This is a genomic window from Neobacillus niacini (assembly GCF_030817695.1).
GTDB lineage: Bacteria > Bacillota > Bacilli > Bacillales > Cytobacillaceae > Neobacillus > Neobacillus niacini_F.
The window spans coordinates 4,635,190-4,653,141 of record NZ_JAUSZQ010000002.1 but is presented as its reverse complement, the minus strand read 5'-3'; the positions used below and the strand labels follow the sequence as shown (position 1 = coordinate 4,653,141).

11 protein-coding genes, 1 tRNA gene and 1 pseudogene are annotated in these 17,952 nt (G+C 37.7%); 12 read left to right on the top strand and 1 reads right to left on the bottom strand.

The annotated features are described in order from the left end of the window. Nucleotides 1-2: 2 nt before the first annotated feature. From QFZ28_RS23475 to QFZ28_RS23445, 7 genes are all read left to right on the top strand, one after another. Entirely contained in the window at nucleotides 3-1,766 is a 1,764-nt protein-coding gene (locus QFZ28_RS23475; protein ID WP_307196899.1) for a sensor histidine kinase, read from the top strand. Nucleotides 1,767-1,943: 177 nt separating this feature from the next. Beyond that, nucleotides 1,944-3,230 (top strand): ABC transporter substrate-binding protein, encoded by a 1,287-nt coding sequence (locus QFZ28_RS23470; RefSeq protein ID WP_307196898.1) that lies wholly within the window; start codon nucleotides 1,944-1,946, stop codon nucleotides 3,228-3,230. A gap of 169 nt (nucleotides 3,231-3,399) precedes the next feature. Continuing rightward, nucleotides 3,400-4,329: a carbohydrate ABC transporter permease gene (locus QFZ28_RS23465; RefSeq protein ID WP_307196897.1), complete on the top strand. Its 930-nt coding sequence runs from the start codon at nucleotides 3,400-3,402 to the stop codon at nucleotides 4,327-4,329. Next, nucleotides 4,322-5,146, top strand: coding sequence for a carbohydrate ABC transporter permease (locus QFZ28_RS23460; protein WP_307196896.1), 825 nt, complete (start codon nucleotides 4,322-4,324; stop codon nucleotides 5,144-5,146). The genes QFZ28_RS23465 and QFZ28_RS23460 overlap by 8 nt, the downstream gene beginning before the upstream one ends. Nucleotides 5,147-5,187: 41 nt before the next feature. After that, a complete protein-coding gene (locus tag QFZ28_RS23455; protein WP_307196895.1) occupies nucleotides 5,188-8,253 on the top strand; it encodes a glycoside hydrolase family 2 TIM barrel-domain containing protein in 3,066 nt (1,021 codons plus the stop codon). Between the two features lie 194 nt (nucleotides 8,254-8,447). Next, nucleotides 8,448-10,514, top strand: a complete 2,067-nt coding sequence (locus QFZ28_RS23450) for a sigma-70 family RNA polymerase sigma factor (RefSeq protein WP_307196894.1) — start codon at nucleotides 8,448-8,450, stop codon at nucleotides 10,512-10,514. A 394-nt stretch (nucleotides 10,515-10,908) separates the two neighbouring features. Continuing rightward, nucleotides 10,909-10,982: transfer RNA gene (locus QFZ28_RS23445), tRNA-Gly, on the top strand. Between the two features lie 225 nt (nucleotides 10,983-11,207). On the opposite strand, the gene QFZ28_RS23440 is transcribed toward QFZ28_RS23445, so the two are convergent. Next, nucleotides 11,208-11,879 carry a B3/B4 domain-containing protein gene (locus QFZ28_RS23440; RefSeq protein WP_307196893.1) on the bottom strand — a complete coding sequence of 224 codons (672 nt, stop codon included), beginning with the start codon at nucleotides 11,877-11,879 and terminating at the stop codon, nucleotides 11,208-11,210. A gap of 106 nt (nucleotides 11,880-11,985) precedes the next feature. On the opposite strand from QFZ28_RS23440, the gene queG reads away from it, so the two are divergent. The 5 genes and pseudogenes from queG to QFZ28_RS23415 all read left to right on the top strand — a co-directional run. Next, on the top strand, nucleotides 11,986-13,119 hold the full coding sequence (gene queG / locus QFZ28_RS23435) for a tRNA epoxyqueuosine(34) reductase QueG (RefSeq protein ID WP_307196892.1): 1,134 nt from the start codon (nucleotides 11,986-11,988) through the stop codon (nucleotides 13,117-13,119). Nucleotides 13,120-13,207: 88 nt separating this feature from the next. After that, on the top strand, nucleotides 13,208-14,074 hold the full coding sequence (locus QFZ28_RS23430; protein WP_307196891.1) for an amidase domain-containing protein: 867 nt from the start codon (nucleotides 13,208-13,210) through the stop codon (nucleotides 14,072-14,074). Nucleotides 14,075-14,140: 66 nt separating this feature from the next. Then, on the top strand, nucleotides 14,141-14,614 hold the full coding sequence (gene trmL, locus QFZ28_RS23425; RefSeq protein WP_307196890.1) for a tRNA (uridine(34)/cytosine(34)/5-carboxymethylaminomethyluridine(34)-2'-O)-methyltransferase TrmL: 474 nt from the start codon (nucleotides 14,141-14,143) through the stop codon (nucleotides 14,612-14,614). Nucleotides 14,615-14,669: 55 nt separating this feature from the next. After that, nucleotides 14,670-15,419: an oxygen-insensitive NADPH nitroreductase gene (gene nfsA / locus QFZ28_RS23420; RefSeq protein WP_307196889.1), complete on the top strand. Its 750-nt coding sequence runs from the start codon at nucleotides 14,670-14,672 to the stop codon at nucleotides 15,417-15,419. 395 nt (nucleotides 15,420-15,814) lie between these two features. Then, nucleotides 15,815-17,695, top strand: a pseudogene (locus tag QFZ28_RS23415) (PrkA family serine protein kinase); the annotation flags it as partial. Between the last annotated feature and the right edge of the window lie 257 nt (nucleotides 17,696-17,952).

The following is a 17,952-nucleotide window of genomic DNA, read 5'->3' as shown; positions in this document are numbered from 1 at the left end:
AAATGAAAATAATACCGAAACGATTTAGACATAACAGCTTATTTTATAAAATGTTCCTTATTACGATACTAATCATTGTTACTGTCTCCACACTGATTACCTGGACCACATTTCGTATGTCAGAACAATTTTTTATTGAGCGGTTTAGCTTTAATAATAGTAAGGTTATGAATCAAATAAAGGAGAGTTTAGGTACTTTTCACTATTCGATTGTTATCGCTTCTAATGGTCTTTTGAATAACGGAACGATGAAGAGTTTCCTCACTGGTGAGCATTCAAACAAAATGTTGGGTACGTATTATTATAATGTAAAAAAACAAATGAACAATATAAAAACAAGTGTAGAAGCTTATGATGTTGGTATTTTAGTCTACGGTATTAATGGCATTAGTTTTGCAACAGAAAGACCATCATGGGTCGGTGCAGATGAAGATTTAAAAGATCACTTCATCACAACAAATACATTTAAACAACCTAAAAAACTGCTATATCATCTTGAACAACAAAATGATAAAACACAAGAAAATAGAGTGATTGTTGCTTCAAAAGCCTTTATGGAACCGACTTCAAAATATATTTATGGATCTATGTATTTTACTATACAAGAAAAGGATTTTAGAAAGTTTTATAGCAGCTATACAAGCTTGGGTAATAATGTGTTAGTGATGGATCAGTCTGGGACCATTTTATCGAGTAATCGTAATGAGTTCATTGGAAATAAGGAAACGGAACTCCTGGAGTATGCCATCCAACTAGAGGAGCAACAAAAGGATTATATGAATGCAGATTTTAAGGGTAAGGACCATTTAATAATGATTGAATATCTGCCAACCTTTAATTTGTACTTGGTTAATTTAATTGATAAAGAAGCAGCATTTGCAAATATCATCGATAAAAAATCGATTGCACTCATTTGTTTACTGTTCATCTTACTGGCCATTATCACCGTGTTTTTTGCTTCTAGAAGTTTAACCAATTCATTGTCATCTCTTGTTAAGCAGATTGGAAATACTCCTAAAAACGGCTTTGATTATTATATTCCTGTAATGGGCACGTATGAAACGAGACAAATTGGTCAAGCTTTCAACGTTATGCTTGATGAACTTCATGAGTATGTGAATAAAATTGTCCTAATCCAAAAGCAGAAACGAAATGCGGAATTAGCGGCCCTGCAGCAGCAGATAAATCCCCATTTTTTATATAATACGTTAACTTCCATTAAATTTATGGTACAGCAAGGTGGAAAAGAAGAGGCATCCGAAACCATTAATGCGTTGATATCCTTATTACAGAATACGATAGGTAATATTAGTGAAACCATTACCGTGAGGCAAGAAATAGACAATTTAAAAAGCTATGTTTTAATTAATCAAAAACGCTATGGAGAAAGAATTAGAGTGAATTATTTCATCGAGCCAGAATGTTATCAAATCCAACTACCTAAATTAGTTTTACAACCCTTTATTGAGAATTCCTTTTTTCATGGTTTTAATAAAAAAAGTGTGGGGACGATTAATGTCCTCGTTTGGAAAGAAGCAGATTCTCTTATTTGTGAGGTGTTTGATAATGGTGACGGAATGGAAGTATCGGCAGATAACGAACTTCCGGATACGAAGCGCAAACAGGAGATGTTCAGTGGGATTGGTGTTCGAAACGTCGATGAGCGTATTCAGCTGATATACGGTGAAGCTTATGGAGTTACAATTTCTAGTAAGATAGGAGAAGGGACAAAAGTTCGGATTTCACTTCCAGTACGAAAAAAATAAAAATATTCATAAAATATAAAAATAATACAAAAGAACGAATGGAAGCGTATCCAACTGACAAATATATCACAAGTTTACAAAAATATCGTCCTAACTTGTACTCTCTAAGTGATGGTACGATAGTAATTGTAAGTGAGATAACGCTTACAAAGAAAAAAAATCTTAGGGGGTTAAAAGATGAAGAAAATATTTGTATTATTGATAATCAGTATTCTTTTATTGGCAGCGTGTTCTTCGGGGGCTTCAAATGGTACTGACTCAGAGAAGAACTCAGATAAAAATGAAATTACAGTTTGGGCATGGGATCCAAATTTCAACATTAAAGCATTAGAATTAGCGAAAGAAGCTTATAAATCTGAAAATCCAGATCTTAAGGTTAACGTCATTGAAAATGCTCAAGACGACATTGTTCAAAAACTTAATACGTCTTTAAGTTCCGGTACTACTAAGGGATTACCAAATATTGTGTTAATTGAAGATTATCGTGCAAAAAGCTTCCTACAAGCATATCCAGATATGTTCCATCCACTAACTGGATCTTATAAAACAGAAGATTTCGTTCAATACAAAGTTGAAGCAACAAGTGTAGATGGTGAAAATTACGGACTACCATTTGATACGGGAGTAACTGGACTATATGTTAGAACAGATTATCTAGCAGAAGCAGGTTATACAGTAGAAGATTTACAAAATATCGACTGGAAAGAATACATTGAAATTGGAAAGAAAGTAAAAGAAGCAACTGGTAAAAGATTGCTTACTAACGACCCAAATGATTTAGGTATTCTTCGTACAATGATTCAGACAGCAGGTAAGTGGTATGTAAAGGAAGATGGTAAAACACCTGATTTAGAACGTAATGAAGCTCTTAAACTATCATTCCAAATGTATAAGGAACTGGTTGATAATGATTTAATGAACTTCCATTCAGACTGGAATGAGTTCTTAGCTACATTTAATGGTGGTGAAGTTGCTACAGTAACTACTGGTAACTGGATTACTCCTTCAATAAAAGCGGAAGCTTCACAATCAGGAAAATGGGCAGTAGTGCCGCATCCTAGTCTTCCAGGAATGGAATCCGTAAATGCTTCTAACTTAGGTGGTGCATCTTGGTACGTTCTAGATGTTCCTGGTAAAGAAAATGCAGTAGATTTTCTCACAAAGACTTTTGGTTCGAATGTAGACTTGTACCAAAAATTTGTTACTGAAATTGGTGCTATCGGTACTTATATTCCAGCAACTGAGGGTGAAGCTTATAAGGCAGAAGATGAATTCTTCGGTGGTCAGCCAATTATTTCTGATTTTTCAAAGTGGGCTGAAGAAATTCCACAAGTAAACTACGGAATGCACACATATGCGATTGAGGATATTTTAGTTGTTGCTATGCAGAATTACCTTGAAGGTCAAAACATAGATAAAGTATTAGAAGAAGCACAGCAACAAGCGGAAACACAAATTAAATAATTGGCTTCGAATTTAACCTCGCATATATTTTATAGAATTTGAGATATATAAGAGCTATAGCCTCGGAACTCGCGCCAGCTTCTCTAATAGGGTACAACGAAGCTATTTACTGGTTAGGCGGGCTCTTCCGAGGCTATTCTTATATAGTTATAAGTAGGGAGTTGAAGAAATGATACAAGCAACTACGAAGCAAGGCGTACAGCCAAAACAAAGAAAATATAATAACAACCTTCGTTTTAAGAATGGATTAATCGGCTGGTCGTTTATTACAATAGCGACAGTAATGATCTGTTTATTTTATTTCTATCCAATGGCTCAAGCACTTATTCTTTCTTTTCAATCAGGTGCTGGAACCAATCTGCAATTTGTTGGTTTCGATAATTACCTTCGATTATTTACAGATCCGACATTTATTGCTGCTGTAAAAAACACAGTAATCTACCTCATCATTCAAGTACCGATAATGATCATTTTGGCATTGCTTATATCAGTCTTGTTAAATGATAAGAAACTGAAGCTAAAAGGTTTCTTCAGAACTGCAATATTTTTACCGTGTATAACTTCCCTTGTAGCGTATTCTGTTGTATTCAAATATCTATTTGGTTCAGAAGGCTTTATCAACCAATTTCTTATAAATGTTTCTCTCATATCAGAGCCAATTCAATGGCTTACGGATCCTTTTTGGGCAAAGGTAACTATTATTATTGCGATTACATGGCGTTGGACAGGCTACAATATGATTTTCTATTTATCTGCTCTTCAAAACGTGGATAATTCCATTTATGAAGCAGCTAAAATAGATGGTGCATCTGCATTTCAACAATTCTTTAAAATTACAATTCCAATGCTAAAGCCAATTATTTTATTTACATCTATTACATCAACCATTGGTACACTTCAGTTGTTTGATGAAGTTATGAATATAACAAAAGGTGGTCCAGGAAATTCCACTTTAACCATTTCTCAGTATATATATAATCTTTCATTCAAATATACTCCTGATTTTGGTTATGCAGCGACTGTCTCATACGCGATCGTTATCATGATTGTCATATTTTCTATCATTCAGTTCAAAGTAGCAGGTGATAAAAATGCATAAAATAAATCGAATATTCATTTATATTATCCTATCAATCTTTACAATCGTCTCTATCTTTCCATTTTTATGGATGATTGTCAGTGCTACAAATAAATCTTCCGATGTTACAAAGGGAAGATTATTGCCAGGAACACATTTGGTAGAAAATTATCAGAACCTTATTAATACGGTAAATCTTGTTCCTGCGTTAACAAACTCAGTTATTATAGCGATAACAACGACCGTTCTATCTCTAATCATTGCTTCTCTTGCTGGCTACGGATTTGAAATCTACAGGAGTAAGGCAAAGGACGTTGTGTTTAATATTTTACTTCTATCCATGATGATACCTTTCGCTGCCATGATGATCCCTTTATTCCGGATGTTTGGGACAATTTCTCAAATTGCACCGGGGATTGGTATTGATACACTAACATCTGCAATGTTACCAAGCATTACAACTGCTTTTTTAATCTTTTTCTTCAGACAAAATACAAAGATGTTTCCAAAAGAGCTGCTAGAGGCCGGAAGAATCGATGGTTTAACAGAGCTTGGTGTTTTCTTCCGTATATTTGTTCCTACAATGAAAACAACATATGCAGCAGCTGCCATTATTACCTTCATGGCAAGCTGGAATAATTATTTGTGGCCGCTAGTGGTTTTACAATCTCCTGAAAACCATACGATTCCGTTGCTCATATCTAATCTTGGATCAAGTCATTCACCTGACTTCGGGATTATTATGACAACGATTGTGATTGCAACATTACCTACAGCACTTATCTTCTTCTTGCTTCAAAAGCATTTTGTAGCTGGGATGATGGGGTCAGTAAAATAAATAATCATCGTTGGTAGAAAAATTGAAAGGAAGAGTAGAATATGACTAAAACTCAGATCCAAGAAAAAAAACAAAACCAAGCTCCAACTATAGATTGGCTTACTGATTTAAATGTGTTCGCAGTAAACCGAGTACCTGCACATTCTGATCATCTGTATTATGCATCTATGGAGGAAGCAAAGGATGCTTCTGCAATGAAAATGCGCCATAGCTTGAACGGAAATTGGAAATTTAATTATTCTATTAACCCTGAATCAAGACCCGAGCGTTTTTACGAGCTTGGCTTTGAATGCTCGGCCTGGGGAGATATTTCTGTTCCTGGCCATATTCAATTACAAGGATATGGAACCCCACAATATGTGAATACAATCTATCCATGGGACGGGCATAGCGATGTACGTCCTCCAGAAATCCCAAAGGATTTTAACCCGGTAGGAAGCTATGTAAAGTACTTTAAAGTACCTGAGGTTATGGAGAATAAGCCTGTTTATATTTCTTTTCAAGGTGTAGAGTCGGCCTTCTTTGTTTGGTTAAACGGTGAATTTGTTGGGTACAGTGAAGACAGCTTCACACCTGCTGAATTTGAATTAACCTCTTTTCTAACAGAAGGAGAAAACAAGCTTGCCGTTGAGGTGTTCCAACGTAGTACGGGCAGTTGGCTTGAAGATCAAGACTTTTGGAGATTTTCCGGTATTTTTAGAGATGTTTATTTATATACAGTACCTAAAATTCATGCACATGATATCCACATTCATACGGATCTTGACGCATCCTATAAGAATGCAGATCTAAAAGCAGATATGAAGTTCCTGTCAAACATTCCTGCAGGTTCCAAAATCGCAGCAGAGCTTTGTGATGATAAAGGAAACCTTATTACGAAAAAAAGCAGCGAACTAACTGGTGAAAATAGTTCAATTTCGATAAAAGTAGAAGCTCCCAAGCTTTGGAGTGCGGAAAATCCGTATTTATATAAACTCTATATCCAAATCTATAACGCTTCAGGTGAACTTGTAGAGGTCATTCCACAAAAAGTTGGGTTCCGAAAGTTTGAGATTGTTGATAAAATCATGGTGCTTAATGGCGAAAGAATTGTGTTTAAAGGTGTAAATCGCCATGAATTCAACTGTAGAAGAGGTCGTGCTGTAACAAAAGAAGATATGCTTTGGGATATTAAAACATTGAAACAACACAATATTAATGCAGTGCGAACATCTCATTATCCAAATCAAACTTATTGGTACGAGTTATGCGATGAATACGGAATTTATGTGATAGATGAAATGAATTTGGAAACACATGGTTCCTGGCAAAAAATGGGGGAAGTTGAACCTTCATGGAATATTCCGGGGAATAAGCCTGAATGGCAAAATATTGTTTTAGATCGAGCAGTTTCAATGGTACAAAGAGATAAAAACCACCCATCCATATTGATCTGGTCATGTGGTAATGAGTCATATGCGGGTGAGGTTATTCTGAATGTTACCCGTTACTTTAAGTCTGTTGATCCTAGTCGACTTGTACATTATGAGGGTGTATTTCATAATCGTGACTTCAATGACACTAGTGATATGGAGAGCCGTATGTACGCAAAGCCAGCAGATATTGAGGAATATTTAAACGATAACCCGGAAAAACCTTATATAAGCTGTGAGTATATGCATGCTATGGGTAATTCTCTCGGAGGCATGTACAAATATACTGCTCTTGAAAATAAATATGCGATGTACCAAGGTGGATTTATTTGGGATTATATTGATCAATCTCTAATAAAGAAAGACCGCTATGGTCAAGAGTTTCTTGCATACGGCGGAGATTTTGGTGACCGTCCTTCAGATTATGGATTCTGTACAAATGGGATTGTATATTCAAATCGGGAGTTATCACCAAAAATGCAGGAAGTAAAATTCTTATACCAGAATCTCAAGCTTAACGTTGATAAATATGGGGTAACAATTATCAATGAAAATTTATTCGAAAATACATCCAACTATAATTTGGAATATATTCTATTCCTAGAAGGTAAGGAATTGTATCGGAATCAAGACCAAGTGGTGATCCAGCCACAAAGTAAAGGGCGAGTTGAATTTAACTGGCCGGCGGACTTACTAAATCTAGCAGGTGAATATGTCATCCATACATCATTCAAACTCAAAGAAGAGAAGCTTTGGGCAGAAGCTGGTTATGAGATTGCCTTTGGCCAATATGTGTTTGCGGAAAGAAAACATATTACTCAAATTCCTAGTGGGAATCTGAGAGTAGCATACGGTACACAAAACATTGGTGTGCATGGTACTGATTTTACCATCATGTTTTGTAGAAAGGCTGGAAGTCTTATTTCTATGAAATATGGAGCTAGAGAGATGATTGAAGCTCCACTACTTCCACTATTCTGGAGAGCTACTACCGATAATGATAGAGGATTTTTTCAAGGCTTTACTTCAGGATGCTGGTATGCAGCTAGCCTAGCCCGTCAATCGTTTGGGTTGGATGTTGAGGAACAGAAAGACAAAGTAGAAGTTACCTTTACCTATAAATTTTCGATGCATTCAGTAATTGAAGTCAAAAATACTTTCACCGTATTTGCAGATGGAGGTGTGCACGTTAAATCAAACTATTATGGTGCTGAAAACCTTCCGCAAATGCCGATTTTTGCCGTTACATTTAAGGTTGCTGCGGATTACGACCAATTAGAATGGTATGCTATGGGACCTGAAGAAAATTATTCGGACCGCGCAGCTGGGGCAAGGCTAGGGGTATTTACTAATAATGTGAAAGACAATTTATCAGGATATGTAAAACCGCAAGAATCTGGCAATCGCACTGGAGTACGTTGGGTAAATCTCACCAATAGTGAAGGACACGGAATTAAAATTTCTTCCACATCTCGTCCGGTTGAATGTAATTTTTCACCTTATACAGCATTTGAAATAGAGAATGCAGCTCATCATTATGAACTGCCTAATGTGCACTATACCGTTGTTACGGTAGCGGGCAAACAAATGGGCGTTGGCGGAGATGATAGTTGGGGAGCACCGGTTTACCCGGAACATCTAGTGAATTCTAATGAAGACATGGAATTTGAATTTATGATTCAACCAATTAAATAATTAAGTAGTAAAGAGCCTGAGTTAAATCACAGGCTCTTTATTCTTGTAACAGAAGTGTTTTAATGATCTCCTGTACGGTTTAACCGTCAAAATAAAGAGATTTAAATTCCAATTTTTGTTATATTTGAAGTAGGATAATAATAGGGGAATGAATGACAACGTACTAGAGTTACAATGTTAAAGGGGGGAACAAAATGATGATTTCAAAAATAGATCCTATTTCAAACACTATACTCAGAGAAAAAAGCATGAATTCCATCGTCGATTGGTTCGATCTGAATAAACAATCGTTCTATACACTTGGCTGGTCGTATCTTGGCAATCAGCAGCAAATGGAAGAGCTTTTCTACCAGGCTATTATAAAAGTCCATAAAGAAATTCCTCGATTTAAAAGTCAGTCAACATTCGATACGTGGGTCACATCCATCTTCCTAAATATATGCAGAGAGCTTTCTGAGGATAGAAGTTTACTAACTAGAGTCGAAAGAGATACACGTCAGGATATATTTAAAGCACTTGATCAATTAAAAGAGTATGAGAGAGATGCGATGCTCCTTACATATGTAAAAGGAATCTCTAAGGAAGAAGGTGCTCAACTTCTCCAAGTTTCAGTGGAAAAGATGAAAGAGACTTTGTTTTCCGGAATTCGGGCACTTAGAAACGAAATGGGGGAAGGAGCTCTCCATAATGGCTGTAAAGATTATCAAAAGAATTACATCGATTATTTAGAAAGAACCCTGGATCGTTCGAGAAAGATTGATTTAGAGAAACATATTTATCATTGCCCTGACTGTCAGGCAGATTTGGCAACCTTTCAGGATGTTATGGTAACCCTGTTAAATCTAACTGATAGGTTAGAAGATTTGCATGTGCCTTCTGGTTTCATGGAGAACGTTAAAGATAGACTCGCAGAAAAGGAAAAGCGTAGACAACAGAAGAACAAGAAACGAATAACTGTGGGTCTTATTTTCGCAGCTATATTCGCATTATTAATAGGTTTAGAAATTTTTACAGGGGCGTTTTCCAAACCTTACTACACATGGACAGAAGATGATCAGGAATTGCGTGCCTTTCTTCAACAGGACTTAGGAGAAAGGTTGAACCTTGAAGCGGAAAGCAATGGGGTGAAAATCAAGATTAAAAGTGCGATTGCAGATGATGTTCAGACGCTTGTTTTTTATGAAATAGAAGACACACAGGAAGGCAATCAATATTTTATGGACCAATTTAATGGGGTATTTGTGAAGAACGAACATGAAATCTTGAACACTGAAGGATATCAAGGATACAATCCTCCAGACTTTGATTCGGAGCTAAATAAAGATGAAAAGAATGTTTTTCATGGGAAGATTAGCCTGCGACCACTTACTTCTGATAAAGGGACAATCAAACTAGAAATCACAAAGCTAATGAAATTGATTCGTGATTCCTCTGATCAGAATGGGTTTAGTGCTTACGGGAATATGGAATATGAAACGGGGGAATGGAACTTCGAGATTCCAGTAACAAAACATCCCTCAGAAGAATATGCATTGGACGCAGAAACAGAAGCCGAGGGAATTCCGATTCGTTTTGAAAAACTAACGATTGCTCCAACAGCAACGGTTCTGCAATATGGTATTAATAATGAACAGACAGAGAAGAGGATAGAGGTTCTTGAATTTAATCATTTAGAAGTGAACAATAAAAAAGTGAAAGCTGATATGTACGGAGGTTCTTTTTTTAACACACAACAAGATGTAAATTGGTTTACTTTTCAACGGCATTTTGCCCCTCTTTATGGAGAAAAACCAAAGGAGGTTAATGTCCAATTAGAATCTGTTCGGTTAACGTTTGACGACCACAAAACGATTGAATTGGATGCTAATCAGGGGTATCCTCAAACATTTGAATATGCAGGCAGTACTATCTCCATTGATAAAGTGGAAATTGGACAGCCGACGAAAGTTGAAATAAGTAATCATGAGAATCGCTCATATGAGTCGCTTAACTTCCATGTTGTGGGTGAAGATGAAAGTGAAATTGGGCCAATGGAAATGAATTCTGAAGGAGTGCTTGTTGATAAAAACGGGGTGGAATATAATCTGAATGAACCGATATCATATGAAGAAATCGAGCAGCCCCATCATTTCATTACAGTTCTCAGCACGGAGTTACACCATAACACTCCTGGAGAAAAGGTAATTCCTAAGAGGCTGGAGATTTTTGGATATAATGTAATGAAATATTTGGATGAAATTGTGAAGATATCATTGGAATAAAACTTTTTAACTCTCCTCAATTTGTGATTAGCCTACATGGGGCGTTCCGATTGGGAGCGAAATAGAACAAAGCTTACCCAGTCGATTTTTTTGCTAGATGGAGTATCTTATAAGGTGAAACCGGTAAGGTTTCATCTATTTTGTTTTATCTAGTAAACTGAATAGTAAGGAACAGTTCCTTTTCTTATACCGTAATCAAATTTTTTGTAAAAAAATTTAGGTATTAATACTGTTACACAATCATATCATTAAGCAATTAGAGTCCGATTGGATGTTTTTGGTATAAGGATTTTTTTCGACAAAAAAATGCAAAATATGCTTGACGATAGTGAAGAAACTTTGTAATATAATAAATGTGTTTAAGTTCTTTATATTTTGTTAATACTTTTTTTGTGCGGGTGTAGTTTAGTGGTAAAACCTCAGCCTTCCAAGCTGATGTTGTGAGTTCGATTCTCATCACCCGCTCCATACATATTACCAAACGCAGTGTATCGTTACTAGAAAACGATGCATTGCGTTTTTTTAATTTTCAGGATAATTATAAGGCTTTGTTAGGCTCCATGGTTACGACTTTTTAATTTTTCCGTGGATTTGGGTCATCATGAACGCTTCTTGGTGACCGGTTTCACACTTTTACAGCGATTGTGGTCACCAATAGCTTGATATAAAAAAGTTAACATATTAAAGCTTGGCTTACTCGCTTCCTAGTATATAAAAGCTTGCGTCACCGCCATGTATTTGTGTGAACATCTTCATCAACGATACTGTCAGCCTGCCAGCACTTTCCACCGCTGTAGAAGGCTGTAAATAGATAATCTGCAGCGCATTTTTGGTTGCTTCTGTTACCGGGGCTCTTTTGGAGTCTATAAAAGGACTGCCGAATGGTCCAAGCTGATCCGCTGAGACAATCAGATTTTCTAAAGAATTCACTCGACCATTCAGACCTAAATACTCTTCTCCAGTTTTACCTATTTTGATTGTGACAGGTCCCTTTATTTGATCGCTATCATAAATACCAATCGGCACTTGATATTGCAGCGAGAAGAAGTTATTAATATCAATGGCACTTTGAACCGTGGTTAGATAATTCTGTTTCTGGACTCTGCGATATAGAGCCTCTACAGAAGGGCGATAGCGGTTAGGGTCCTTGCCAAATGTTTTAAAAATACTGCGCCATGCCTGTATTCCTGGCAGACCTGTTATTTTGTTATTTTCTAAATCAAAGTAAATCGATTCTTGAAAAAGCTGCAGTCTGCCTTTGACCATTTGTGGGGAATCTCCTACCGTAATATTCTTATATTCAATGACTCCAAGCTTAAAATCAGGAATCTTGTTGATTATTTCTGACGCAAGCTGAATTTCCAATGATTCCACCTCCAAAATTTTATAAAAATAGTTTATCATAATGAGATGTGTACCGAAAAATTAACGGCTTACTGTAGATCATTTTTACAAGAAGGGAGGTTTGCGAATGAATATTGAGCAATTGAAGGAGGAAGTCATTGCTTATAGCAAAACGATCGGCATTGATAAGATTGGTTTTACCACGGCAGATCCTTTTACAGAGCTGAAAAATAGACTGATTCGCCAGCAGGAGCTCGGGTTTCAATCAGGCTTTGAAGAGCCTGATATTGAAAAGCGGGTTACACCAGCCTTACTTCTTCCCGAACCACGGTCGATTATTTCCATCGCTCTGGCCTATCCTTCAAAAATGAGGCTTCGTGTTAAAGGAAAAAAAGGGGAGCGGCGAGGATTTTTTTCCCGGGCTTCATGGGGACTAGACTATCACCATATTTTGCGAGATCGGTTAAAAAAGCTTGAGGACTTTATTTTAGCAAAAGTGCCAGAGGCTCGTCTAAAATCAATGGTCGATACAGGGGAGCTTTCGGACCGTGCTGTTGCTGTGAGAGCTGGGATTGGCTGGAGCGGTAAGAACTGCGCAGTGATGACGCCGGAATTTGGCTCCTACGTATATCTTGGTGAAATGATTACGAGCATTCCCTTTGCACCAGATTCACCGATGGAGGATCAATGCGGTTCCTGTACAGCTTGTATCGAAGCCTGCCCGACTGGAGCATTGGTACAAGGCGGCCAAATTAATGCGCAGCGCTGTATTTCCTTTTTAACACAAACAAAAACGGTGATTCCTGAAGAGTTTAGAGATAAGATCGGCAACCGGGTGTACGGCTGTGATTCCTGCCAAACGTCATGCCCCGTCAATAAAGGGAAGGATTTTCACTTCCATGAGGAAATGGAGGCTGACCCCGAGGCTGCCAAACCATTATTGAGACCGATGTTAAAGATGAGCAATCGTGAATTTAAGAACCAATTTGGTTCAGTAGCAGGATCGTGGAGAGGAAAAAAGCCGATTCAGCGCAACGCCATTATCGCACTAGCCCATTTCAAGGACGAAAGTGCAGTTCCGGATTTACTAGGTGTGTTAGAAAATGAAACTAGCAGTTTTCTGAAGGAAACAGCGGCCTGGGCTCTCGGAAAAATCGGCAGTCCGAGGGCGGTTGATTCACTGGAAAAATTGTTAGATAAAGAGAATGATTTAGAGGTTAAGAATGAAATTGAAAAAAGCTTACTAAAACTAAAGAACTAAATGAGCAATGGACATTCTGTCTATGCTCATTTTTTTTGATTAAATTTCCCTTCTCTACATATGTATGAAACAGAAGGGGGAGATGAAGGTGGATCAATCACTCCAAGAATTGTTTGAAGGCCGTGTCGAACAATTTGTTTCAAAGCGTAAGAGGCAGTCGGGGAATTATGAAAAGGCCGAGCAGAAGCTGGAGTCTTTTGCGAAACGGTCCGCAGAAATCGTAAAGGTGAAGGCGCAAGGGAACATCATTAATCAATCACTGGATGGGGATTTTCAAACAACCACCTACCAGGTTCATTACCAATATCTAATAAAACAAAAAGGAACATTGTACCAAGAGGAAGAAGTAGAAGTACGAATGTGCAAGTTTTTTAAAAATGATTTAATTATGGATAAAGAAATGAACCCTCATGCGAAGCTGCCTGAGTTGGAAATCATGTCAGAAAATGAACAGGAGGAACGGATTAGCTACCAGTATAATCGCCTAAAAGCTGTTCAATATGCTGAACGCTGGTGGAATAGCTACAATCCCGCTTACAAGACATTTGAAAACAATTGTACGAATTATATTTCGCAATGTCTTCACGCAGGCGGAGCGCCGATGAGAGGGTATCCGAACAAAGGAATAGGCTGGTGGATGCGAAATAATAATTGGAGTTACAGCTGGACAGTGGCCCATTCATTAAGGTTGTATTTGGGGAATTCTAAAAGTGGCTTAAGGGCGAGAGAGGTCAGCAGTCCGGATAAATTATTGTTGGGGGATGTTATCTGTTATGATTTCGAGGGAGATGGCCGTTATAATCATAACACAATTGTGACGGGGAAGGATGCCTATGGAATGCCTTTAGTAAATGCAAATACCTATAACAGCCGTATGCGGTACTGGGCTTATGAAGACTCATCCGCGTACACCCCAAATATTAAATATAAATTTTTCACGATAGTAGATGGTTAAGAAAATTTGTTTGGCTTGTGGATAATGGTATAATGTTGAGAGAGTTTTTTTGATGAGGTGAGATTCTTGGCAATTCATGTAGTACTATATCAGCCGCAAATACCTTCAAACACAGGAAACATCGCGAGAACCTGTGCCGGAACTGATACTTCTTTACATTTAATTCGTCCATTAGGGTTTTCAACAGATGATAAAATGTTAAAGCGAGCGGGATTGGATTATTGGGAGTTTGTAAACATTGTTTATTATGATTCTCTCGATGACTTTTATCAGAAGAATGAGGGTGGAGAGTTTTTTTATATCACGAAATTCGGTGAGAAGGCTTATAGTTCCTTTGATTATAGCAATCCCGATAAAGATTATTTTTTTATTTTTGGCCGGGAAACCACTGGGCTGCCGAAAGATGTAATTGAAAATAATAAGGATGTCAGTCTAAGGATTCCGATGAATGACAATATTCGTTCCTTGAATTTATCGAACACGGCCGCGATTCTAATCTATGAAGCGTTGCGCCAGCAAGATTATCGTCATTTAAAATAGACGTAAGAGGCCAAGCGTGAGGCCTCTTTTTGCTAAATAGAAAGGAAGTATTTCAATGAATGAAACCATTACTACTATATTAAATCATCGTTCCATTCGTGATTTTAAGGACAAGCCGTTAAGTGATGAGCAAATTAGAACTATTGTTGCAAGTGCTCAAGCTGCTTCTACATCTAGTTTTATTCAGGCATATTCGATAATTGGCATTAAGGACATGGATAAAAAGCGAAAACTTGCCGAGATAGCGGGTAATCAGGAATATGTTGCCCAAAATGGTCATCTGTTTGTGTTTTGCGCGGATTTAAGCCGCTACGAACTAATTGGAGAAATAGAAGGGAAAAATGTTCTTCCTTCGATTGAAAGTACAGAGAAATTTATGGTGGCGTTAATCGATGCGTCTTTGGCAGCTCAAAATGCGGCAATCGCTGCGGAATCGATGGGGTTAGGTATTTGTTACATAGGTGGAATCCGTAATAATCTGCAGGCGGTGAAGGAATTATTAAAAACACCTGAGAGAGTCATTCCTCTTTTTGGTATGACAGTGGGTTATCCGGACAGGATTAATGATCAAAAGCCAAGGCTGCCACTAGAGCATGTCTATCATGAAGAAGAATACCAACAGGATAAAAAAGTTTATTTACGCCAGCTTCAAGAGTACAATGAAATGATTTCTACCTATTATGAACAGCGTACAGACGGGAAAAGAAAAGACCGGTGGACAGAGCAAATGGCAATCATGCTTGAAAAACAAACAAGGATGTATATGAAGGAATTTGTTCAAAAAAATAAGATGGATTTGAGATAAAAGCGTACAGTTTTTACAAAACGAATGTAACTGTTACAAAAAATAAAAGGCTGCCCCTTAAAGGCAGCCTATTTACGTGAAAAAATATTATTTATTAGTACCTGGCTTATCATTATAACCCGCTGTAAAGATAGCTGCTAGAAACGCCACCATAACTAAAATAACTAGAAATGTTCCCATGCTTATGTAAAGCCTCCTTAATTTTAAGATATTTCTCTAATTAGACACATATACATTTATTATAGCCTATCTTAAAAAAATGAAAAGGGCAATATTCCAATCTTTTCTGAAAACAAAAAAGATAGGCAGGAATACTTCAACGTTACGCATGTTCAAGTTCATTGGTGCATAGAGTATATTAATCGTCTCTGATAACGCTACAGGGGGAGGGCCTTATGGATATCCTAAAAAAAATTGAGATGTTTCGAGAAGAAGAAGAAAAGCTCCGTTGGGAAGGGTCATTTGCTGATTATCTATTGTTGTTAAAAGAGAAGCCATGGGTAGCACAATCTGCACATTCACGAGTATACAATATGATCAAAGATTCTGGGATTGAGGAAGTAAAAGGAACGAAGCATTACAATTTCTTCAGTAATCAATTATTTGGTTTAGAGGAGTCACTTGAAAGACTTGTTGAGGAGTACTTCCATCCTGCAGCCAAAAGACTGGACGTAAGAAAGAGAATTTTACTATTGATGGGTCCAGTAAGTGGAGGGAAATCTACTCTTGTTACCATGCTGAAACGTGGATTAGAGGCCTATTCTCATACGGAAAGAGGCTCGGTGTTCGCCATTAAAGGCTGCCCAATGCACGAGGATCCGCTTCATTTAATTCCGCATCACCTGCGCTCGGATTTTTATGAAGAATATGGAATTCGGATCGAAGGAAATCTTTCACCTTTAAACATGATGCGCTTGGAGCAGGAATACGGTGGAAGAATTGAAGATGTATTAGTAGAAAGAATCTTTTTCTCAGAGGATAAGCGAACTGGAATCGGAACCTTTAGCCCGTCCGATCCAAAATCACAGGATATTGCTGATTTAACAGGAAGCATTGACTTTTCAACGATTGCTGAATTCGGTTCCGAATCAGATCCACGGGCCTATCGATTTGATGGAGAACTAAATAAGGCAAATCGAGGGATGATGGAATTCCAAGAGATGTTGAAATGTGATGAAAAATTCTTATGGCATTTGCTTTCATTAACACAAGAAGGAAACTTTAAAGCAGGAAGGTTTGCGTTAATTTCAGCTGATGAGCTAATCGTGGCGCACACGAACGAGACTGAATACCGCTCATTTATCTCGAACAAGAAGAATGAGGCGTTGCATTCTCGGATTATCGTAATGCCAATTCCGTATAATTTAAAAGTTTCACAGGAAGAAAGAATCTATGAAAAAATGATTCGCGAAAGTGATGTTTCTGATGTGCACATTGCACCGCATACATTACGCGTTGCGGCGATGTTTACGATTCTAACTCGTCTAAAAGAACCGAAAAAAGGCGATATTGACTTGGTAAAGAAAATGCGTCTTTACGACGGTGAAAACGTTGAAGGCTTTAATGCAGTGGACGTAAGTGAACTAAAGAAGGAGTATCCAGATGAAGGAATGAGCGGCATTGATCCACGTTATGTCATTAATCGAATCTCATCTACTATCATCCGGAAAGAAGTTCCATCTATTAATGCTTTAGATGTATTAAGATCGTTAAAAGACGGACTGGATCAACATCCTTCGATCACAGCTGAACTGCGCGAGCGTTATATGAATTATATTTCGGTTGCACGGAAAGAGTATGATAATATAGCCAAGAATGAAGTCCAAAAAGCTTTTGTATATTCCTATGAAGAGTCCGCCAAAACGCTAATGGACAATTATCTTGATAATGTTGAGGCGTATTGCAACAAAGCTAAACTTCGAGATCCGCTCACAGGTGAGGAAATCAATCCAGATGAAAAACTAATGCGTTCAATTGAAGAACAAATTGGTATTTCTGAAAACGCCAAAAAAGCATTTAGGGAAGAAATCCTAATTCGAATTTCTGCCTTTGCGAGAAAAGGGAAAAGATTCGATTACAACTCACATGATAGGCTGAGGGAAGCGATTCAAAAGAAATTATTTGCTGACCTTAAAGATGTTGTGAAGATTACCACTTCATCTAAAACTCCAGATGAGCAGCAGTTAAAGAAAATTAATGATGTTGTTGCTAGATTAATTGACGAACACGGCTATAACTCAACATCCGCAAACGAACTCCTACGCTATGTAGGCAGCCCTATTAAACCGTTAATTAGGAATTTTCCTAGAAAAATAGCATGGACTGGCGGAAAGATCTGCCAGTCTGTTTTTTTCAATAATGGGTTGAGATTTAAATTGGTAAAGCAGTTATCTCATTGTTGATTTGCGCGGAAGGCACGAGATTCCTGCAGGAGGACGGGACAGGGGAGACCCCGCAGGCGCTTGCGCCGAGGAGGCTCCCCGAACCGCCTGCGGAAAGCGAAGTGCGTGGAGAGCAAATCAACACACCAAGA